The following is a 21,136-nucleotide window of genomic DNA, read 5'->3' on the forward strand; positions in this document are numbered from 1 at the left end:
CCGCAATCGCGAGCAGGCTCGCTCCCACAGTTGTTTGCGGCGTTCAGGCTTTTGCGGGAATGATTTCAAGGACCCGGATCAGCTCCGGACTCGGATAGTGCCAGCGCACATCCACATCCCAGAACTGCGCACCATATTCCCGTTCCGGCGCCGGCGCCTGGTACGCCGGACGCGGATCTTGCGCCAGGCATTGCTCAATCAGCTCAACCAGGGGCTCTGCAAGGCGCTGAGCATGCCCGTGAGCCTGTTGCAGGGCCGAGTCCGTCCACTGCACGGCGATAAGCGACGGCGCAGCGCTGGCGATACTGTTGCTGGCTGTGTCGATGATGTCTGCATATGGCACGTAGGGTTTGATATCGAGGATCGGTGTGCCATCCAGCAGATCGATCCCGGATATCCACAGGCGATCCGCTTCGACCTTGTCCAGCTTGACCACGGACTGGCCAATGCCATTGGGCCGGTGGGTGGCGCGCGTGGCGAACACCCCCATGGATTTGTTGCCGCCCAGGCGCGGAGGGCGGACTTTGAGTCGTGGCTTTTCCTCCAGGGCTTGGTGGAACAGGAACAGCAGCCACACGTGGCTGACCTGCTCCAGGCCCTGTACCGCGTCCCCTTTATCGAATGGTGCCACCAGTTCCAGTACGCCACGGGCGGCCGGGGCCAGTTGCGGCTGGCGAGGAATGGCGAACTTCTCCTTGAAGCAGGAGTGCACGAAGCCGATGGGGGAAACGCTGTAGGTCATGGTTTAGGGTCTAGGCAGAATTAAGGCGCGCATGATAACCCGTTCGACCAGCATTCAGTTGTGCCTGTGCCGGCCCCTTCGCGAGCAAGCCCGCTCCCACATTTGATATAGGGTACACAGGAGATCAGTGTGGGAGCGGGCTTGCTCGCGAAGGCCGTAACGCCGATTTCAGAGGCTGAACCCACCATCCAGCGGAATGATGTTGCCGGTCATGTAGGCCCCGGCCGTACTCGCAAGACTGATGGCCAAAGCCGCCATCTCTTCCTCGCGGCCCCAGCGCTTCATCGGGATCAACGCGGTGTCCTGCGCCAATGCCTGCTCATCATTGCCGATATGCTGGGTCATTTTGCTCGGAAAGCGCCCCGGTGCGATCACATTGACGTTGATGTGCTGGCTCACCAGTTCCCGCGCCAGGATCCGCGACAGTTGATGCAAGGCCGCTTTGCTCGGCCCGTAGGCATAGGCCTGTTCGCCAAAGGATGAAATCCCGGCGACTGAACCGATATTGATGATCCGTGCCGGGTTCGCAGGCGAACCCGCCTTGCGTAACAGCGGCAGAAATTGCTGGATGCAGTTGAATACTGACGTCACGTTCAGTTGCATGACCTTTTCCCAGCCCTTGATCGGGTAGCTCTCCAAGGGTGCCCCCCAGGTGGTCCCGGCGTTGTTGACCAGGATATCTAGGTGGGTCATCTGCTCTCCCAGTCGCGTGGCCAGTTGCTGCACGCCTTCTTCCGTGGCCAGGTTGGCGGCCACCGCGTGACAGCGTCCGAGCGCACCGAGCTCATCGGCGGTTTGCCGGCAGGCTTCGACATCGCGGGCACAAACGTAGACGGTAGCGCCAGCCTCGACATAGGCCTTGGCGATCATTTTGCCGATGCCACGGGTGCCGCCGGTCACCAGTGCGGTGCGGCCTTGCAGGGAGAAGTAGGGATGCATGGCGAATCCTGAGGGCTGAAGGTCATTACACCCTAGTCGTCAGTCGCGGTCAGCGGAGCCATTATTTTTGCGCGGAATGAGGGGTCATACGGCGTCGGCCCTTGTAGGAGCTGGCTTGCCAGCGAAGAGGCCCGAGAGCCTTGCGGCGATCAATCAGCCGCTTTCGCTGGCAAGCCAGCTCCTACAAGGTGTTGCAATCAGCCTTGGGGGTTATTGCGGGCGCACGCGCAGGGTCAGGCCCTTGAGGAAGTTGCGCAGCAACTGGTCGCCGCACGGGCGGTAGTTGGTGTGGCCGAACTTGCGGAACAGCGCGCTCAGCTCAGGCTTGGACACAGGGAACTCGGCGGCCTTGAGGATCGCGTGCATGTCGTCTTCTTTCAGTTCGAAGGCCACGCGCAGCTTTTTCAGGATGATGTTGTTGGTCACCGGCACTTCGATGGGCTGCGGTGGACGGCTTTCGTCCTTGCCGCGCTTGAAGATCACCAGGCCGTCGAGGAAATGCGCCATGACTTCGTCCGGGCAACGTACGAAGCCTTCCTCGTCTTCCTCTTTCTTGTCGAGGTAGGTCAGCAGGTCGGCCAGGGTCACGTCCATGCCGCCGAGCTTGATGATCTCGATGACTTTCTTGTCGCTGATGTCGAGCATGTAGCGCACGCTGCGCAGTACGTCGTTATGAATCATGGTGTGCAATCCTGATATTCAGCAGTGGGCGCCGCACAAGCCGCGGCGCCAAAATGTGTGGCGGCGTGAGAGGCCTTAGAACTTCTCTTTGCCGGACAGGTAGCGCCATTGCCCCAGGGGCACCTTGCCGATGGACACGCCGCCGATGCGGATGCGGCGGATGCCCACGACCTTCAGGCCGACGGCCTGGCAGAACAGGGCGATCACGCCCGGTTGCGGGTTCTTCATGGCGAAGCGAAGGCGGTTTTCGTTCTGCCAGCTGGCCTTGACCGGCGGCAGTTCCTTGCCCTTGTAGGTCAGGCCGTGGTTCAGGCGGTTGAGGCCGTGTGCAACCATCTCGCCTTCAACCTCCACCACATATTCCTGCTCGATCTTGCTGGAGTCGGCGGTGAGCTTGCGCAGGATCTTCCAGTCCTGGGTGAACACCAGCAAACCGCTGGCATTGGCCTGCAGGTCGGTGCTGGCGGTCAGGCGCTGGAAGTGGCCCTTGAGCGGGCGCTTGCCGTAGCGATGCTCTTCGCTCAGGGTTTCGGCGCTGATGGTCGCCATGGCGCTGTCCGCGTCCATGCCCGCGGGCACGTTGAGCAGGATGGTCACCGGCTCCGGCGCGGTGGCCTTGGCGTCCTTGTCGAGCTCGACTTTCTGGGTGCCGACCTTGAACTGCGGCTCGTCGACGACTTCGCCGTCGACGGTGACCCAGCCGCCCTCGATGAACAGCTCAGCCTCCCGACGGGAACAGCCGACGAGTTCGATGAGGCGTTTGGAGAGTCGAATCGGGTCAGTCATGACAGGGCCGTAACAAAAAAGGGGTGGGCATTGTACCTGCGTGGCGCCGGTTAATCGCGATTCCATTTGTACCATGCGTTTTTTTGTAGGAGCTGTGTTGTGTCAGCCGTTGCGCGTCAGCTGTTGAGCCTGCCGCAAACGCATATGCAACAACGGATAAGGCTGCCCCATGCCATCGACCTCCGAACGACCGATGACCTCGAAGCCCTGCTTGAAGTAAAACCCCAAGGCTTGCGGGTTCTGTTCGTTGACGTCCAGTTGATCGGCGTTGAGGTTTTCCAGGGCATAACGCAGTAACCGTTTGCCCAGACCCTGGCCCCGATGCGCCGGGTCGATGAAAAGCATCTCGATCTTGCCCGCCGCGACTCCGGCGAATCCGGTAATTCGTTGCTGCGAGTCCTTGGTGCAGATCAGCATCACCGCGTCGAGGTAGCGGGTCAGCACCAGGTTCTTCAACAGTTCGATATAGCTGTCCGGCAGAAAGTCGTGGGTGGCGCGGACCGAGGCCTCCCAGACCCTGGTCAATTCTTCGTAGTCGCTTTGTTTCGGTGTGTGAATGACCGAATGTTGGCGCATGCCAGCCTGCCCCTTGGGTTGTTGGAGATGAGAATCCGTTCCTCACCAAACGATAGCCGTAAAAAAGCCCCGCATCTCTCAAGAGAGCAGGGCTTTCCGTATTTTTTGCGTTTAGATCTGTTCAGCCCACAGGTCGTATTCGTCGGCATCGGTCACTTTGCACCAGACCTTGTCGCCTGGCTTCAGGTTGCTGCCGTTGTCGATGAACACGTTGCCGTCGATTTCCGGGGCATCGAAGAAGCAGCGGCCGACCGCGCCTTGCTCGTCGACTTCATCGACCAGCACTTCGATTTCACGGCCGATACGCATTTGCAGGCGCGCCGAGCTGATGGCCTGCTGGTGCGCCATGAAGCGCTCCCAACGGTCCTGCTTGACGTCGTCGGGGACCACTTCCAGATCCAGGTCATTGGCCGGTGCGCCTTCTACCGGCGAGTACTGGAAGCAGCCGACGCGGTCGAGCTGGGCTTCGGTCAGCCAGTTCAGCAGGTACTGGAAGTCTTCTTCGGTCTCGCCGGGGAAGCCGACGATGAAGGTCGAACGGATGATCAGGTCCGGGCAGATTTCGCGCCAGTTCTTGATCCGCGCCAGGGTCTTGTCTTCGAACGCCGGGCGTTTCATCGACTTGAGCACTTTCGGGCTGGCGTGCTGGAACGGGATGTCCAGGTACGGCAGGATCTTGCCGGCCGCCATCAACGGGATCAGCTCGTCGACGTGCGGGTACGGGTAGACGTAGTGCAGGCGCACCCAGACACCGAGGGTGCTGAGGGCTTCGCAGAGTTCGGTCATGCGGGTTTTCACCGGCGCGCCGTTCCAGAAGCCGGTGCGGTACTTCACATCGACGCCGTAGGCGCTGGTGTCCTGGGAGATGACCAGCAGTTCCTTGACGCCGGATTTGACCAGGCGCTGGGCCTCGTCGAGCACGTCACCGACCGGACGGCTGACCAGCTTGCCACGCATCGACGGGATGATGCAGAAGCTGCAGCTGTGGTTGCAGCCTTCGGAAATCTTCAGGTAGGCGTAGTGGCGCGGGGTCAGCTTGATGCCTTGCGGCGGCACCAGGTCGATCAGCGGGTTGTGGTCCTGACGCGGCGGCACGACTTCGTGCACGGCGTTGACCACCTGCTCGTACTGCTGCGGGCCGGTCACAGCCAGCACGCTCGGGTGCACGTTGCGGATGTTGCCTTCTTCGACGCCCATGCAGCCGGTCACGATGACCTTGCCGTTTTCCTTGATGGCTTCGCCGATCACTTCCAGGGACTCGGCCTTGGCCGAATCGATGAAGCCGCAGGTGTTGACCACCACGACGTCGGCGTCCTGATAGGTGGACACCACGTCATAGCCTTCCATGCGCAGCTGCGTGAGGATGCGCTCGGAGTCGACCAGTGCTTTCGGGCAACCCAGTGATACGAAGCCAACCTTTGGATTGGCCGGCGCAGGAGTGGTGGACATGTCTAACCTCGGTGTTTTGTGACGCCGCTTGCCGGGTTGGGCAAAACCGACGGACGGGCGCTTGAACTGCGCCTCTGATCAAAAAGTGCGCAATTCTAGCGATGAGACGTTCACTTGACCAGCTTTATGCAGGGAAATACGACGAGTGCTGCGCTATGCTTCGCGCCGTTGGGCTTTACCGATTTTTTACAGTCAACAAAACGTCTGTAACAGCAAGTAAAACAGCGCATGCTGCATGACAAAGCATAGTGCTTCTTCGCAGAAGCCCGGGTCTGGGTAGTAGGAGTGGTGGATGGGTCAGGCAAGTAGTCAGGCTGAGGGTGCCGGTCATACGGCGGCCAAGCCTATTGGCATGCTGGTCGCGGCGGTCGGGGTGGTTTATGGCGATATCGGCACGAGCCCGCTGTACACCCTCAAGGAAGTCTTTTCCGGGGGCTATGGCGTACCGGTCAACCATGACGGCGTGCTGGGGATTCTGGCGCTGATCTTCTGGTCGCTGATCTGGGTCGTGTCGATCAAGTACATGATGTTTGTCCTGCGTGCCGATAACCAGGGCGAAGGCGGGATCATGGCCTTGACCGCGCTGGCCCGGCGGGCGGCAGCAGGGCACGCGAAATTGCGCACGATCCTGGTGGTCTGCGGACTGATCGGTGCGGCGCTGTTCTATGGCGACAGCATGATCACCCCGGCGATTTCCGTACTGTCGGCCATTGAAGGCCTGGGGCTGGCATTCGACGGCATCGACCACTGGGTGGTGCCGCTGTCGCTGATCGTGCTGGTGGCGTTGTTCCTGATCCAGCGCCACGGCACTGCGCGCATCGGCATCCTGTTCGGGCCGATCATGGTCACCTGGTTTGTGGTGCTGGGGGCATTGGGTGTCCATGGGATCATCCAGCACCCGGAAGTGTTGCAGGCGATGAACCCGGCGTGGGGCGTGCGCTTCTTCGTGGTGCATCCGGGCATGGGCGTGGCGATCCTTGGCGCGGTCGTGCTGGCGCTGACCGGTGCCGAAGCGCTGTATGCCGACATGGGCCACTTCGGCCGCAAGCCGATTGCCCGCGCCTGGTTCATCCTGGTGCTGCCGGCGCTGGTGCTCAATTACTTCGGCCAGGGGGCGCTACTGCTGGGCGATCCGGAAGCCGCGCGCAACCCGTTCTATCTGCTGGCGCCGAGCTGGGCATTGATTCCGCTGGTCGGTCTTTCGACCCTGGCCACGGTGATCGCTTCCCAGGCGGTGATTTCCGGGGCGTTCTCCCTGACCCGCCAGGCGATCCAGCTCGGCTACATTCCGCGCATGCACATCCAGCACACCTCCAGCGCCGAACAGGGCCAGATCTACATCGGTGCGGTGAATTGGGCGTTGATGGTTGGCGTGGTGCTATTGGTGTTGGGTTTCGAATCCTCCGGTGCCCTGGCCTCGGCCTATGGCGTAGCGGTGACCGGGACCATGCTGATGACCAGTATTCTGGTGTCGGCGGTGATACTGCTGCTGTGGAAGTGGCCGCCGGTGCTGGCGGTGCCGATCCTGCTGGGTTTCCTGCTGGTGGACGGGGTGTACTTCGCCGCCAATGTGCCGAAAATCGTTCAGGGCGGGGCGTTCCCGGTGATCGCCGGTATTGCGCTGTTCGTGTTGATGACTACCTGGAAACGCGGCAAGCAATTGCTGGTGGAGCGTATCGACGAGGGTGGCTTGCCGCTGGAGATTTTCATCAGCAGCATCGCCGTGCAACCACCGCATCGCGTGCAGGGCACGGCCGTGTTCCTCACCGCGCGGCCGGACGCCGTGCCCCACGCGCTGTTGCACAACCTGTTGCATAACCAGGTACTGCACGAGCAGGTGGTGTTGCTGACCGTTGTCTACGAGGATATTCCACGCGTGCCGGCGAGCCGGCGCTTCGAGGTCGAATCCTACGGCGAAGGCTTCTTCCGGGTGATCCTGCATTTCGGTTTCACCGACGAGCCTGACGTGCCGAAGGCGCTGAAACTCTGTCATCTCGATGAACTGGATTTCAGCCCGATGCGCACCACGTACTTCCTCAGCCGCGAGACGGTCATCGCCTCCAAGCTCGAAGGCATGGCCCGCTGGCGCGAGGGGTTGTTCGCGTTCATGTTGCAGAACGCCAACGGCAATTTGCGCTTCTTCAATCTGCCGTTGAACCGGGTGATTGAGTTGGGGACGCAGGTGGAGATGTAGGATCAAAAGATCGCAGCCTGCGGCAGCTCCTACAGGTGTACACATTCCGCTGTAGGAGCTGCCGCAGGCTGCGATCTTTTGGGGACATCACGCATCCATAAAAAAGCCCCCGCAACCAAAAGGCTGCGGGGGCTTTTTTGTGCGGCTCAGATCACTCCTGAGCTTCTGTTTCCTGCGCTTGGCGCTTCTGGATCACGCCCACCAACCGCTGTGCCAGGGCCGGGTAGTTTTCGTCGAAGTGGTGGCCGCCGGGCAATTTGATGACTTCGCCCACGGCGGTCTTGTCGGTACAGCCGCTTTCGTCCACTTCTTCTTCACCGTAGATGCACACCACTTTCGCGGCGGGCAGCTTGGCCATTTCCGGGCCGGTGGCGGCTTCTTTGCCGGCGTTGCCGAGCCAGCCTTCGACTTCGATCTCGAAGCTGCCGGTGCGGGCGAAGGCCAGCAGGATAATGGCGTCGACGCGCTGCTGCTCGGACTCTGCCAGGCGGTTGTAGATCGCTGGCAGCACATCGGCGCCGAACGAGTAGCCGGTCAGGATGAAGCGCTTGGTGCCCCATTTCTGCCGGTAGTGCTGCATCAGCTCGGCGAGGTCCAGGGCGCTTTGCTCGGGGCTCTTGTGCTGCCAGTAGTAGCGCAGGGTGTCGATGCCGACCACGGGGTAGCCGATCTTGGCCATCTCGCCCGCCACGTCGCGGTCGAGGTCGCGCCAGCCGCCATCACCCGACAGGAACAGGGTCACGGTGTCCTTGGCCTGGCCGGCGGGCACTTCTACCACTGGAATCTGCAAGCCGCCCGCGTCCTTGTCGCCACCGACCAGCAGTTTGCGCAGTTCGTTGTTCAGCACTTGCGGCAGGTTGATGTCGTAGTCGCTGATGCTGGTTTCGGCGTTGGGCTGGTCGCGCACGAAACCGGCGCTGGTGTCGTCCGGGTTGTCGTTCCACGCCACTAGCCAATGGCCATGGGCGGCGCTTTTCGGCAGCAGGTGGGTGCAGCCGGGTTTTTCCAGGGCCAGGTCCACCGACACGGCCTGGGCCTTGTCGTTCTTCTGCTCGGACAGCCAGCGCCAGGCCAGCACCGCGCCCGGGCCGATGCCGCTGACCAGCGTGGCCGGGCCTTTCAGTTCCCGCAGGCCCGACTGCAGGGCGCGGCTTTGCAGCAGGCAGTCCTTGGGCAGGATCACCTGGACAATCTCTGCCGAGCCACTACGGCTCAGGGTCAGCAATTGCTTGTCGCTGAGTTTCTGTTCTTCATTGACCGCCACCAACACCTGGGCTTTTGCCGTGGTGCCAGGGATAACCCGGGTCATCGCGGCGCCGTCGTTCGGGGTCAATTGCTCAAGGGTCGGTTCCGGTGCCGGGCGTTTGAGGTACCAGTAGCCACCACCGAGAATCAGGGCAATCACTACCAGGGTGCCCAGTACATAGCGCAGGGAGCGTTGAATCATCAGCGTTTCACCAATCCAGTCAAGCCGCCCGCGATCAGGGCGGCAGTGTCGGCCAAGGCAACCAGCGGATCGAGTCCGGCGGGCACGGCCATATAGCGGGGTTCCCAGTCAGGCTGGAACTTGTCTTTGAAGCGGCGCAAGCCTTGGAAGTTGTAGAGCTGCTCACCACGGCGGAATACCATCGAGCCCAGTCGCTGGGTCAGCGGTGCACCACGCCGGGGTTGCAACCCCGACAACGGCACCATGCCCAGGCTGAAGCGCGCGTATCCGTGACTCTTATAATGTTGGATCAGGCCGACCATCATGAACTCCATGGTCAGCTTGGGGGCGTCCGGGTGCGCGCGCATCAGGTCGAGGCTGGCCAGGTCATGGCCGTAGGTCTCGAGCAGGTTGGCGAACGCCACCGGGCGTCCTTCGAAACGGATCACCGCAATGCGAAAGTGCTTGAGGTAATCGTCGCTGAAGCGGCCGAGGGAGAAGCCTTTCTCGCGCACGTTCTTGCCGGTCAGCCAGGCATCGGAAATTACCTTGAGTTCATCCATCGGCGCCTGGCCCGGCTCATGGATCTCCAGCGACAGGCCGTCGCGGGTGCCACGGTTCCAGGTGTAGCGCAGGTCCTTCATCTCCTTGCCCTTGGCCTCGAGGTCAAAGCGCACGAGATCGACCCTGGCCTCTTCGCCAAGCTTGATCGCGGTCAGGCCGATGTCCATGTAGTACGGCAGGTTCTCCGCGCGCACTTGATAGAACACGGGGCGGGCGTGATGGATGTCGCACAGGTCGCGGAACTGCCAGATCATTTCCGCCCGTTGCTGCCCCGGACCGATCGGGTCATACAGTGCGACGAGGCTGCGGCCGCGGCGGGCATACATCAGGAACGCCTCGTCGTTGGGGTGGAACAGCAGCGCCTTGTCGCCGGTCAGGGCCAGGCCGCCATCCGGCTGGGCGGAGGCCATGAGGATCTTGCTCGCGCGCGCAAGCTCATCGGGTGTCGGCAGGTGGATCACCGGGCGAGCGGTGCGCAGCAACCAGGTCAGGGACACCACCACCAGCAGGACCGCCGCGCCGAGCAGCGAGCGCAAGCCACGGGGGGCATCGGCATCGAGGGTGAACTGCCACCAGAGTTGGTGGCTGTACGGAACGTCCTGATAGGCGAACAGCAGCAGCCACATCGAGGCGCCGAGCACGCACACGCTGGCCACCAGGTAAAGGGGCGAGAACGGCAGTTCGGTCAGGCGGCTGGGGCGATAGAACGAGCGGCGGAAAACCCCCAGCAGGCTCGCCGTCAGCACCATCAGAGTGGCTTCCTCCCAGTCGAACCCTTTGAGCAGGGAGAGCAGGGCGCCGACCAGCAGCAGAATGGTGGTCAGCATCCACGCCGCCGACAGGCGACGACGCAGGCCTTGGGCCAGCAACAGGCACAACACGCCGATCAGGCTGGCGCCAAAGTGCGAAGCGTCGACCAGGCGGTGCGGGATCAGAAAGCCGATGTGTTCAAGGCGCGTGTCGATTTCCGGGGTCGCGCCGGAGAACAGCAAGACCACGCCGGACAGGAAGACCAGCACCGCCAATATTGGCGCGGCCAGGCCGGAAGCGGCGCGCAGGGTCTGGCGAGTCTGGAACAGACGCTGGCCTTCACTGATCAGCAGGAACAGGCAGGCCACCAGCATCGGCAGCACCACATAGATCAGGCGATAGAGCAGCAGGGCGGCAGCCAGTGGTGCGGCGCCGAGTGTGTCGGAGAAGGCCGCGAGCAAGATGGCTTCGAACACGCCGACCCCGCCCGGCACATGGCTGAGCACGCCAGCGGCCAGGGCCAGCAGGTAAACCAGGAGAAACGCGCCGAACGGCGGCGCCTCCGGCAACAACAGATAAAGCACGGTGGCGGCGGCGGCCACGTCCAGTGCGGTAATGATCAGTTGGAGGAAGGTCAGGCGGCGCCCGGGCAGGCGCAAGGTGCGGCGGCCGATCCTGACCAGCAGGTTGTCGGCGTAGGGTTGTTCCGGCAGGCGACGGCGGTAGATGCCGATGGCCAGTACCGTGAACAGCAGCAACACAGCCGTCGCCAGGGTGCCCAGCAAGACTTGCGAAAGCCCCAGGGCGGCGGAAGCGTCGGGCAGGTCGCTGAGTGTCGCCAGCGCGGCGAGCGGGGGCAGGGCGCAGCCGAGCGAGAGGCTGGCGAACAGTGTCATGCGCGCGACTTCGGTCGCCCCAAGGCCATGGCGCGCATACAGGCGGTAGCGAACCGAGCCGCCGGACAGCATCGAAAGGCCAATGGCATTGCCGATGGCAAAAGCGGTGAAACCGCCCAGTGCCAGGGTTCGCGGGGCCAGGCTCACGCCGGCGTAGCGGCTGGCGGACCATTCGTAACCCAGCAAGATGATGAAACCGACGACGGTAGCGCCCAGCGCGCCCAGCAGTGCCGGTTGCGGAACCTCGAGGATCGAGTCGTGCAACGCGTTCAGGTCGAGCTCGCTCAACAGGTGACGACAGGCAATCAGCGCGATGGTGAACAACAACAGGGTGACCGCCAGGCCGATGGGTTGGCGGTATTTGCTGATTCGATCAAGCAAGCGCAGGCGTTGCGCCTTGATCGGTTGTGTCGCTGTGACGGTGTCTTGTGGATCAGACGAGTTGGCGCGCATCAATCACCTCTTGGATTGTGCGCGACAGGATGGGGGTATCCAGCCAAGTTACCAATCCCTGTAGAAAAAAATAATCACAAATATTAACGCCCGGCACCGAGTCCCGGTCACGGTTCGTCGACAGTCGTAGAGGGCTCAGCCTGGGATTGAGCATAGTCGGAACTCAGTGAATCGGTGACCCGGAGGGCTCACTGAAGAGTGACAGGTCATTGTTGCGAAAGGACTTTTTCAACAGATACAAAAAAGGCCACTCTTTCGAGTAGCCTTTTTTGATGTTTGGTTGCGGGAGCCGGATTTGAACCGACGACCTTCGGGTTATGAGCCCGACGAGCTACCAGACTGCTCCATCCCGCGTCTGTGTGGCGGCATTCTATAGAGAATCGCCGGGGTGTCAACCGTTAATCCCCAATTGGGTCAAATAAGTGTGAGAAAGGGCAAAACAGGGGAGGAGGTGACTTAAGTTTCGGAATCTGAACGATTTCTGATAATAGCGTGCTGCGAGTTGTGGCATGCCGATGACAAAACTGACGCGCACAAAAAAGGCCACTCTTTCGAGTAGCCTTTTTTGATGTTTGGTTGCGGGAGCCGGATTTGAACCGACGACCTTCGGGTTATGAGCCCGACGAGCTACCAGACTGCTCCATCCCGCGTCTGTGTTGGCCATTCTATAGAAATACGCGGGTGTGTCAACCTGCTATTTTGATAAAACCTGTTCCTGTTCAATCGCTTAGCTGTAAATTGCCGCACTCTGGAGGCCTGAGAGGCAGGCATGGCAAGGGCTGCGGCTCTATTGCAGCGAACTTCTCGATTGAGAAAATAAATTTCTGGCCGGTTCCAACGAATGAAAAAGATCCGTCCGGGTACTGGTGCTATATACAGTTGTCAGTGAGATACTGTTTTTCCTACACCGCGTGACGCTATTTCTACTTCATGAACACCGCGTTGAAATGACCCAGCGAAAGATCATCCACGTCGATTGTGACTGTTTTTACGCCGCCATCGAGATGCGGGACGACCCGCGCCTGGCTGGAAAACCCCTGGCGGTAGGCGGGTCGGCGGACCGGCGCGGGGTGATTGCCACCTGCAACTATGAAGCGCGGGCCTATGGCGTGCGCTCGGCCATGTCCTCCGGGCATGCTTTGAAGCTGTGCCCGGACCTGACGATCGTGAAGCCGCGCATGGAAGCTTATAGAGAAGCGTCCAGGGAAATTCACACGATCTTTCGCGATTACACCGAGATCATCGAGCCGCTTTCCCTGGATGAGGCCTACCTCGATGTGTCGGACAGCGCGCATTTTGGCGGCAGTGCGACGCGCATTGCCCAGGACATTCGCCGGCGCGTCTCCAATCAGTTGCACATCACCGTCTCTGCCGGGGTGGCGCCCAACAAGTTCCTGGCCAAGATCGCCAGCGACTGGAAAAAGCCCAACGGCTTGTTTGTCATCACCCCGGATCAGGTCGAGGCGTTTGTCAGCGGCTTGCCAGTGAGCAAGTTGCACGGGGTGGGTAAAGTCACCGCCGACAGGCTGGGCAAGCTCGGCATCGTCGACTGCTCGCAACTGCGCGAGTGGAACAAGTTGGCGCTGGTGCGCGAATTCGGCAGTTTTGGCGAGCGACTCTGGAGCCTGGCCCGTGGGATCGATGATCGCCTGGTGCATAACGACAGTCGCCGCCAGTCCATCAGTGTCGAAAACACCTACGACGTCGACTTGCCGGACCTGCGCAGCTGCCTGGACAAACTGCCGGAACTGCTGGAAACCCTCGCATCGCGCATGGCGCGAATCGACAGCAGCTATCGGCCGGGCAAACCCTTCGTCAAAGTGAAGTTCCATGATTTCACCCAGACCACGCTGGAGCAGGCCGGGGCAGGGCGGGATCTGGGCAGTTATCAGTTGTTGCTGACCCAGGCGTTCAACCGTGGAGGCAAACCGGTGCGGTTGTTGGGGGTGGGGGTGAGGCTGGAGGATCTGCGGGGTGGGTTCGAGCAGATGGAGTTGTTTGAGCGTTAAAAATCAAAAGATCGCAGCCTGCGGCAGCTCCTACAGGGGAATGTGAACCCCTGTAGGCGCTGCCGAAGGCTGCGATCTTTTAACAGGTGCCTCAGTTCGGTCGGGGATCCGCCGCCACCAGTCGCCCGGCATCCTTGGTCAGGGACTTGAGGAATTCGGTCTGCAACTCCGGATCGTTGCGGGTCAGCTCGATCAGGCTTTGTTCCAGCTCGGTGGCTTCTTCTTCCAGGCCCAGCTCCGACAGGCGCTTGACCCGGTGCACCCACTGGCTCACTTCGTCGTCTTCAAGGTCGTCGTAAATCAACCCGTGGGCTTCGAGCAACTTGCCGCGCAAGGTGCTGCTGACGGCCAGCGACGAATCGCTGTGCACATCGTCCTTGGCGTCCTGGACGTTGATCTGCAGCTTGCTCAGGTGGTTGAGGTCATGTTCGGCGAACGGGCTGTCCAACAGGTTCAGGCGCAAGACGCCGTTCTTGTCGGTGCTCATCTCGAAGGTTTCCTTGCCGGCCTTGACTTCGACCGGACGCTCGCTCCAGGGCAGGCTCGAATACTCCGTGCGCTTGTCGAGCTGGACTTCGTCGATGCCGGCCAGGTTCTGCTGGGCGCGTCCGTGGGACTGCACGTTCATGAACGGGTTGAGCCCGGCGAAGCCGTAGCTGAACCAGTCCCGGGTCATGCTGTCTGGCAGATTGCCCAGGGCGAACACGTTGGCCACATTGGCGCCGACACCGGCCACCACCGCGACCGCGCCCAGCGGGATCTCATAGACCTCCCGCCAGGGTTGGTACGGGGTGTAGCGATCGTAATGGCGGGTGACCTCGAACTCGGTGACTTCAAAAGTCTTCTGCTCGTGGATTTTCACCCGGCGTTGCGGCAGCTCAAGCACCTTGGGCTCGCCAACATCGATCTGCAGGCTGTGATCGAGCAGTTTGCGCTCGACACGTTCCTCGTGCTCGCTGCGTTGTGACATGTGATTGGCACAGCCGCTGACCAGCAGGGCGCCGCACAGGGCGGCACCACCGAGGCCTAAGGTGTTTCGCTTGAACATGACGTCTCTATCTGGTTTCAGCGGCGGATACGGGCCTGAAGGAAAGGCAGCACGTCGGCGACCGGCAGCGCTTGCGGCTCGGCCTCGGTACGGCTCTTGTACTCCAGGTTGCCTTCGGCAAGACCGCGGTCGCTGACCACGATCCGGTGAGGAATGCCGATCAGCTCCATGTCCGCGAACTTGATGCCCGGGCTGGTTTTCTTGTCGCGGTCGTCCAGCAGCACTTCGAAGCCGGCGGCAGTCAGTTCTGCATACAGCTTGTCGGTGGCTTCGCGAACCAGTTCGGTTTCGTAGCGCAGTGGCACCAGGGCGACCTGGAAGGGCGCCAGGGTGTCGCTCCAGATGATGCCCTTGTCGTCGTTGTTCTGCTCGATGGCAGCCGCGACCACGCGGGACACGCCGATGCCGTAGCAACCCATTTCCAGGGTGACCGGCTTGCCGTTCTCGCCCAGCACTTCGCACTTCATCGCCTTGCTGTACTTGTTGCCCAGCTGGAAGATGTGCCCGACTTCGATGCCGCGCTTGATTTCCAGGGTGCCCTTGCCATCCGGGCTTGGGTCGCCGCTGACCACGTTACGCAGGTCGGCCACGGTCGGTACTGGCAGGTCGCGTTCCCAGTTCACGCCGAAGTAGTGCTTGTCGTCGATGTTGGCACCGATGCCGAAATCGCTCATCAGCTCGACGGAGCGGTCGATGATGATTGGCAGCGGCAGGTTCAACGGGCCCAGGGAACCGGCGCCGGCGCCAATGGCGTCACGCAGTTCGGCATCGCTGGCCATGACCAGCGGGCTGGCCACGCCTGGCTGGTTCGCCGCCTTGATTTCGTTCAGTTCGTGATCGCCACGGATGATCAGGGCAATCAGCTTGCCTTCTTCCTCAGCGTGCACGATCAGGGTCTTGATGGTCTTCTCAATCGGCAGATTGAATTTTTCCACCAGCGCGGCAATGGTCTTGGTGTCCGGCGTGTCGACCAGGCGCAGTTCTTCGGTCGCAGCGGCGCGCGAGGATTCGCGTGGCACGGCTTCGGCCTTCTCGATGTTCGCCGCGTAGTCGGAACCGTTGCTGAAGACGATATCGTCTTCGCCGGACTCGGCCAGCACGTGGAACTCGTGGGAACCGGCGCCGCCGATGGAGCCGTTGTCGGCTTCCACAGGGCGGAACTTCAGGCCCAGGCGGGTGAACACGTTGCAGTACGCCTGGTGCATGCGGTCGTACGTAACCTGCAGCGAAGGCTGGTCAGCGTGGAACGAATAGGCGTCCTTCATGATGAATTCGCGGCCGCGCATCAAACCGAAGCGTGGACGGATCTCGTCACGGAATTTGGTCTGGATCTGATACAGGTTGATCGGCAGCTGCTTGTAGCTGCTCAACTCGTTGCGCATCAGGTCGGTGATGACTTCTTCATGGGTCGGGCCTGCGCAGAAATCGCGACCGTGGCGATCCTTGAAGCGCAGCAATTCAGGGCCGTACTCTTCCCAGCGCCCGGATTCCTGCCACAGCTCAGCCGGTTGAGTGCTCGGCATCAACACTTCGAGCGAGCCGGCGGCGTTCATTTCTTCGCGAACGACGGCTTCGACCTTGCGCATCACTCGCAAGCCCATCGGCAGCCAGGTGTACAGGCCCGAGGCGAGTTTGCGGATCATGCCGGCGCGCAGCATCAGCTGATGGCTGATCACGACCGCGTCGGAAGGCGTTTCTTTCTGTGTGGCAAGCAAAAATTGACTGGTGCGCATGGTTGGCCGTTATCGATTGCTGATGACGAGAAATGACGGAGCATTGTACGGGCGAGTTCCGCTGGCGTACAGGCGTGCGGTCGGTGCGGTGGCAGCAGGACGGAATTGACTCCGTCCTCTGTAGGAATTCTGCGGGTGTTTCCTAGGATTCTTCCACGACCTGGGTCGGAACCGGTTCAGGCGTTGGTGTCGGACCGGCGCGACGGTTCTCCTGGAACCAGTGCAGGGCGATCAGCAGCAGCGTCGGAACGCCCAACAGGGCGGTGATCAGGAAGAAATTGTGATAGCCAAACTTCTCTACCATGACCCCCGAATAACCACCGATCAGGCGCGGCAACAAGAGCATGATCGAACTGAGCAGGGCGTACTGGGTGGCGGAGAACTTGAGGTTGGTCAGGCTCGACAGGTAGGCGACGAACGCCGAGGTCGCCAGGCCCGAGCTGAAGTTGTCCAGGGAAATGGTCAGGATCAGCATGTTCAGGTCGGCGCCCATGTCGGCGAGCATCAGGAACAATATATTGGTGCCCGCCGACGCGACACCGCCGATGAACAGGATCGGCAGGATGCCAAAGCGCACGATCAGCAGGCCGCCCATGCCGGCGCCCACCAGGGTCATGATCAGGCCGAAGATCTTGCTGACGCTGGCGATCTGGTCCTTGGTGAAACCCATGTCGATGTAGAACACGTTGGCCATCACGCCCATCACCGTATCGGACATCCGATAGGTGGCGATCAGCCCCAGCAGCAGCAGCGCTTGCCAGCGATAACGCAGGATGAAGTCGTTGACCGGCGTCAGCACCGGCGCCAGGCCCCGGCGGCCCATGGCCGACAGGCACAGGGCGGTGAGCGTGGTGTAGAGGATGGCGCGCAGGAACGCGCGGTCTTCGAGCAGCAGGTCGAGCAGGCTCACGCCTTCGAACAGCACGCTGGCAAAGTCGGTGTTGTACAGCTGGGTAAACATGGCTGGCACGGACACCAGCAGCACGATCAGGACGAACACCGAGGCCAGTTGATGGACGAAGCTGTAGCGCCCGGCTTGCAGTTGCGTACGCAGCGGTACGGCAGGTTCGCGCATGAACAACGAGGTGAGCAGTGCCGGGACCATCAAGGCGCCGAACAGCAGGTAAGTGCCGGCCCAGGCCGAATGCTTGTAGTTGAAGCCGGTGGAGCCGAAGCCTTCGGCGAAGAACAGGGCGCCGGCCGTGGCCAGCAGCGCCGCGATGCGATAACCGGACATGTAGCTGGCGGCGAGCGCCGCCTGGCGACTGTCGTCGGCGATTTCCAGGCGGTAGGCATCCACTGCAATGTCTTGCGTGGCCGAGGCGAAGGCGACGACCACCGCGATGGCGATCAGCCAGGACAAATGCTTTTGCGGGTCACAGAAGCCCATCCCGACCAGGCCGAGAATCACCAGCCCTTGCGACAACACCAGCCAGGAACGGCGTCGGCCGAGTTTGCCGAGCAACGGCAGGCGCCATTGGTCGAGCAGGGGCGACCAGACCCATTTGAAGGCATACGCCAGGCCGATCAGGCTCGCGTAGCCGATGGTTTCGCGCGCCACACCGGCTTCACGCAACCAGACCGAAAGCGTCGAGAACACCAGCATGTAGGGCAAGCCGGCGGCGAAACCCAGCAATAACAGTACAAGCGTCGAAGGGCTGGCATAGGCAGCAAGCGCGGCGCGCCAGGTTTTACGGGGCATGGGCTGGAGTCTGCCTCAAGAAATACGGAAACAAAGCGCGCACTCTAACCGCTGTGCTCTACCGGGCGCCACCCATGACGCTGAATATCAACACGATTGTTCTGGATACTGATGCCCTCCATGCGCAACCGCGCGCGCTGTTCGTCCCCGGAGGGACTGCCTGCGGGCAGGCTCAGGCGCCCGCCGGCACCGAGTACGCGGTGCCAGGGTAATTTGCTGTCGCCGGGCAGTTGGCTCAGTGTCCTGCCGACCCAGCGAGCGGCGCGACCCAGTCCCGCCAGTTCGGCGAGTTGACCATAACTCACGACCTTGCCTTCGGGAACTGACGCGAGCGTCAGGTAGAGCGCCGTGCGTCGGATTTGCGCGGGACTGTCGGGTTGTTCTGTCGGCTCGATCACGTTCGCAGTTCCTGAAGTCGTTCGCAGTACCGTCTGTAGGGTAAATGCTGGATCGCCAATTGAGAAATGAACTCAATAGAAATAGTTGGGTCAGTCCTTGCTAGGGTCTTATTCCTGCGGATAATGCCGACTTTTTTTCGCGAACCTGAGCCTTTTATTTGCTTATGTTGTCCAGAACCTTGCTATGCCTCGCTGTCGTCACTGCCTCCACTCCCTTGCTCGCGGATACCGTCTGGTTGAAGAACGGTGACAAGCTGAGCGGCAAGATCATCCTGTTCGATGGCGGCAAGTTGCTGGTCCAGACCGAATATGCCGGTGCAGTGCCGATCGACTGGAAGCAGGTCAAGACCCTGGAAAGTGATCAGCAACTGCTGGTCAAGCAGGACGCCTACACCGGCGAGAAGGCCAAGTCGCTGCACGCGGCGGATGACGGCAAGGTGACCTTGGAAAACGGTGATGGGCCCAAGACGGTAGAGCTGGCGAGTGTCCAGCAAATCCTCAAGCCCAAGCCGGTGGTCGAGGATCTGGTGTGGAAAGGCAATATCGATGCGGCCCTCGATTACCAGCGTGCCGAGAAAGATACCGATGATTACGACATCGACTTCAAGACCACTGCGCGTCATGGCCGCTGGCGGCACATCGCAGAAGGCGAGTACAACCGCGAGTATCAGGATGACGTGACCACCACGGACAATTGGCGGGGAGAGTACTCCCTCGACCGTTTCCTGACGGATAAATGGTTCTGGCAAGGTCGCCTGGTGTACAAGCGTGACAAGGTCGAAGACCTTTCCCGCCAGCGCACCGTCGGTACCGGTCCTGGTTATCAGTTCTGGGATGACGAGCTGGGCGCATTCTCCCTGGGCTCGCTGGTCAATCGCACGGATTACCAGTTCAGCGATGGCAGCAAGGAGAACTTCTATTCTGTTGCGATGAAGTGGGACTACAACCGCTACCTGATTGGCAAGAAAGTGGAGTTCTTCACCAATGGCGAGGTGGGCAAGCCGCTGTCGGGCGTGGCCGAGTATGCGCTGGATGCCGAGATGGGGCTGCGTTACAAGGTGACGGATTGGGCGTCACTGAACCTCAAGGCCGAGCGAGACATCATCGACGGGACTGATGATGCTGACCTGGACAAGACCCGGTACACGGCAGGGTTTGGCGTGACCTGGTAAGACGCAAAAAGATCGCAGTCTGCGGCAGCTCCATGTAGGAGCTGCTGAAGGCTGCGATCTTTTTTTGCCTGTGAAAAACCTGCAGGCACAAAAAAGCCCCGCTGTTGAGGGCGGGGCTTTTTACTAAAGCAAGTACAAGTTAGATAACTTGAACTTCTTCAGCTTGCATGCCTTTCTGACCGCGGGTAGCGATGAAAGAAACCTGTTGGCCTTCTTTCAGGCTTTTGAAGCCGTCGGATTGGATAGCTTTGAAGTGAACGAACAGGTCGTCACCGGATTGTGGAGTGATGAAGCCGAAGCCTTTTTCATCGTTGAACCACTTAACGGTACCGGTTTGGCGATTAGACATGGTGTAACTCCTTGAACAAAGATAACTGCGACTCAGGAAAAACCCTGGCCGAGACTGAGTGCAAAGAGCAGGAAAAATTCTTGTAGATGGTTGGATCGAAATTCAACATATCGTGTAGAGATTCTCAGTGACACAAGCAGCACAGTGACGCCACCTTAACCCTTTTTCCGGAACGTGCCAATGCTTCTTGCGAAGGTTTCTCTGTTTTAAGGATCGACGGTGTGTCGGTTCGTCGCCAACGCAGGTAATTCCTGGATGTCCGGCGAGAATTGCAGCGCGCACTTTGAACCCGGCGGCGCGCCCGGTAAGATGCCGGACAGATTTTTTCCACCTCGCTATTCAGGACACCCGCCATGAGCATCAAATCGGACAAGTGGATTCGCCGCATGGCGCAGGAACACGGCATGATCGACCCTTTCGTCGAGCGCCAGGTGCGTGGCAGCGACGATAGCCGTGTGATCTCCTACGGCGTGTCCAGCTACGGCTACGATGTGCGTTGCACCAACCACTTCAAGGTGTTCACCAACATCAATTCGGCGATCGTCGACCCGAAAAACTTCGATGCGGGCAGCTTCGTCGACATCCACAGCGACGTGTGCATCATTCCACCGAACTCCTTCGCCCTGGCCAGCACCGTCGAATACTTCCGCATCCCGCGTAACGTATTGACCATCTGCCTGGGTAAAAGCACCTACGCCCGCTGCGGCATCATCGTCAACGTGACGCCGCTCGAGCCTGAGTGGGAAGGCCACGTGACCCTGGAATTCTCCAACACCACCAACCTGCCGGCGAAAATCTACGCCAACGAAGGCGTGGCGCAGATGCTGTTCCTTGAGTCGGACGAAGAGTGCGAAGTGTCTTACAAGGACCGTGGCGGCAAGTACCAGGGCCAGCGTGGCGTCACTCTGCCGCGCACCTGAGTCAGCCGTCTGACGAACCGTGGGAATTCCTGGGCGAGCGTACACTCTATGGAGTGTACTGTTCCGATCTGCGCAAGGCGGGTCGGGCCATCGCCCAGGAGTGCTATATGAAGATCGACCCCCGTATCAGTGCCGAACTGGCAAGGCTTGAGCCCAATCAGGTTGGCGTTTTGGCCTGGTCCTTGTTGGCACATCCGCCAATCAGCATGGCCGGTGGCATCCCCGGCCAGCCTGATCCCGATACCCCCAACGAACAACCGACCGAACCTGGTGAGCCGACGCTGCCCGACGAGCCGCCTCCCGCGCCGGTCGCCTGAGATATTCTCCTGTACCTGTGGGAGCGGGCTTG

18 protein-coding genes and 2 tRNA genes are annotated in these 21,136 nt (G+C 60.8%); 5 read left to right on the plus strand and 15 right to left on the minus strand.

Translation table 11 applies throughout. The annotated features are described in order from the left end of the window. Positions 1 to 43: 43 nt before the first annotated feature. The 6 genes from tsaA to rimO form a co-directional block, all read right to left on the minus strand. On the minus strand, positions 44 to 742 hold the full coding sequence (tsaA, locus tag NPS56_RS02545; RefSeq protein ID WP_274073315.1) for a tRNA (N6-threonylcarbamoyladenosine(37)-N6)-methyltransferase TrmO: 699 nt from the start codon (positions 740 to 742) through the stop codon (positions 44 to 46). A gap of 168 nt (positions 743 to 910) precedes the next feature. Next, complete coding sequence (locus NPS56_RS02550; RefSeq protein WP_274073316.1) at positions 911 to 1,681, minus strand: SDR family oxidoreductase; 771 nt, start codon at positions 1,679 to 1,681, stop codon at positions 911 to 913. A gap of 210 nt (positions 1,682 to 1,891) precedes the next feature. Next, positions 1,892 to 2,362, minus strand: a complete 471-nt coding sequence (locus NPS56_RS02555) for a DUF1456 family protein (RefSeq protein WP_103394455.1) — start codon at positions 2,360 to 2,362, stop codon at positions 1,892 to 1,894. Between the two features lie 75 nt (positions 2,363 to 2,437). After that, positions 2,438 to 3,148 (minus strand): rRNA pseudouridine synthase, encoded by a 711-nt coding sequence (locus NPS56_RS02560; protein ID WP_274073317.1) that lies wholly within the window; start codon positions 3,146 to 3,148, stop codon positions 2,438 to 2,440. Between the two features lie 102 nt (positions 3,149 to 3,250). Continuing rightward, on the minus strand, positions 3,251 to 3,724 hold the full coding sequence (locus tag NPS56_RS02565) for an acetyltransferase (RefSeq protein ID WP_274073318.1): 474 nt from the start codon (positions 3,722 to 3,724) through the stop codon (positions 3,251 to 3,253). Between the two features lie 111 nt (positions 3,725 to 3,835). Then, the gene (gene rimO / locus NPS56_RS02570; RefSeq protein WP_008052161.1) at positions 3,836 to 5,173 is read right to left on the minus strand and encodes a 30S ribosomal protein S12 methylthiotransferase RimO; all 1,338 of its coding nucleotides are present in this window, start codon (positions 5,171 to 5,173) and stop codon (positions 3,836 to 3,838) included. A 292-nt stretch (positions 5,174 to 5,465) separates the two neighbouring features. Here rimO and NPS56_RS02575 point away from each other — a divergent pair, with 292 nt between their 5' ends. After that, positions 5,466 to 7,367: a potassium transporter Kup gene (locus tag NPS56_RS02575; protein WP_274073319.1), complete on the plus strand. Its 1,902-nt coding sequence runs from the start codon at positions 5,466 to 5,468 to the stop codon at positions 7,365 to 7,367. Between the two features lie 151 nt (positions 7,368 to 7,518). Here the strand turns inward: NPS56_RS02575 and NPS56_RS02580 are convergent, their stop codons facing one another. From NPS56_RS02580 to NPS56_RS02595, 4 genes are all read right to left on the minus strand, one after another. Beyond that, positions 7,519 to 8,814 carry a virulence factor family protein gene (locus NPS56_RS02580; RefSeq protein WP_274073320.1) on the minus strand — a complete coding sequence of 432 codons (1,296 nt, stop codon included), beginning with the start codon at positions 8,812 to 8,814 and terminating at the stop codon, positions 7,519 to 7,521. Continuing rightward, on the minus strand, positions 8,814 to 11,456 hold the full coding sequence (mprF, locus tag NPS56_RS02585; protein WP_274073321.1) for a bifunctional lysylphosphatidylglycerol flippase/synthetase MprF: 2,643 nt from the start codon (positions 11,454 to 11,456) through the stop codon (positions 8,814 to 8,816). The genes NPS56_RS02580 and mprF overlap by 1 nt, the downstream gene beginning before the upstream one ends. A 277-nt stretch (positions 11,457 to 11,733) precedes the next feature. Further along, positions 11,734 to 11,810: transfer RNA gene (locus NPS56_RS02590), tRNA-Met, on the minus strand. Positions 11,811 to 12,029: 219 nt separating this feature from the next. Next, positions 12,030 to 12,106: transfer RNA gene (locus NPS56_RS02595), tRNA-Met, on the minus strand. 297 nt (positions 12,107 to 12,403) lie between these two features. Between NPS56_RS02595 and dinB the strand changes: the two genes are divergently transcribed. After that, positions 12,404 to 13,465 (plus strand): DNA polymerase IV, encoded by a 1,062-nt coding sequence (gene dinB / locus NPS56_RS02600; protein ID WP_274073322.1) that lies wholly within the window; start codon positions 12,404 to 12,406, stop codon positions 13,463 to 13,465. Positions 13,466 to 13,556: 91 nt separating this feature from the next. Here the strand turns inward: dinB and NPS56_RS02605 are convergent, their stop codons facing one another. From NPS56_RS02605 to NPS56_RS02620, 4 genes are all read right to left on the minus strand, one after another. Continuing rightward, a complete protein-coding gene (locus tag NPS56_RS02605; protein WP_274073323.1) occupies positions 13,557 to 14,513 on the minus strand; it encodes a hypothetical protein in 957 nt (318 codons plus the stop codon). Positions 14,514 to 14,530: 17 nt separating this feature from the next. Further along, entirely contained in the window at positions 14,531 to 16,246 is a 1,716-nt protein-coding gene (locus NPS56_RS02610) for a proline--tRNA ligase (protein WP_274073324.1), read from the minus strand. Positions 16,247 to 16,388: 142 nt separating this feature from the next. Further along, positions 16,389 to 17,948 (minus strand): AmpG family muropeptide MFS transporter, encoded by a 1,560-nt coding sequence (locus NPS56_RS02615; RefSeq protein ID WP_274073325.1) that lies wholly within the window; start codon positions 17,946 to 17,948, stop codon positions 16,389 to 16,391. 44 nt (positions 17,949 to 17,992) lie between these two features. Next, entirely contained in the window at positions 17,993 to 18,373 is a 381-nt protein-coding gene (locus NPS56_RS02620) for an MGMT family protein (protein WP_408601062.1), read from the minus strand. 137 nt (positions 18,374 to 18,510) lie between these two features. Here NPS56_RS02620 and NPS56_RS02625 point away from each other — a divergent pair, with 137 nt between their 5' ends. After that, positions 18,511 to 19,518, plus strand: coding sequence for a DUF481 domain-containing protein (locus tag NPS56_RS02625; protein WP_274073327.1), 1,008 nt, complete (start codon positions 18,511 to 18,513; stop codon positions 19,516 to 19,518). 139 nt (positions 19,519 to 19,657) lie between these two features. Here NPS56_RS02625 and NPS56_RS02630 read toward each other — a convergent pair whose 3' ends face one another. Next, positions 19,658 to 19,867: a cold-shock protein gene (locus NPS56_RS02630; RefSeq protein WP_002554837.1), complete on the minus strand. Its 210-nt coding sequence runs from the start codon at positions 19,865 to 19,867 to the stop codon at positions 19,658 to 19,660. A 353-nt stretch (positions 19,868 to 20,220) separates the two neighbouring features. On the opposite strand from NPS56_RS02630, the gene dcd reads away from it, so the two are divergent. Next, a complete protein-coding gene (gene dcd, locus NPS56_RS02635; protein ID WP_046816561.1) occupies positions 20,221 to 20,787 on the plus strand; it encodes a dCTP deaminase in 567 nt (188 codons plus the stop codon). A gap of 107 nt (positions 20,788 to 20,894) precedes the next feature. Beyond that, a complete protein-coding gene (locus tag NPS56_RS02640) occupies positions 20,895 to 21,104 on the plus strand; it encodes a hypothetical protein (RefSeq protein ID WP_017336784.1) in 210 nt (69 codons plus the stop codon). The last annotated feature ends 32 nt before the right edge of the window (positions 21,105 to 21,136 follow it).

The sequence above is a fragment of the Pseudomonas putida genome, from assembly GCF_028682635.1.
GTDB lineage: Bacteria > Pseudomonadota > Gammaproteobacteria > Pseudomonadales > Pseudomonadaceae > Aquipseudomonas > Aquipseudomonas putida_AE.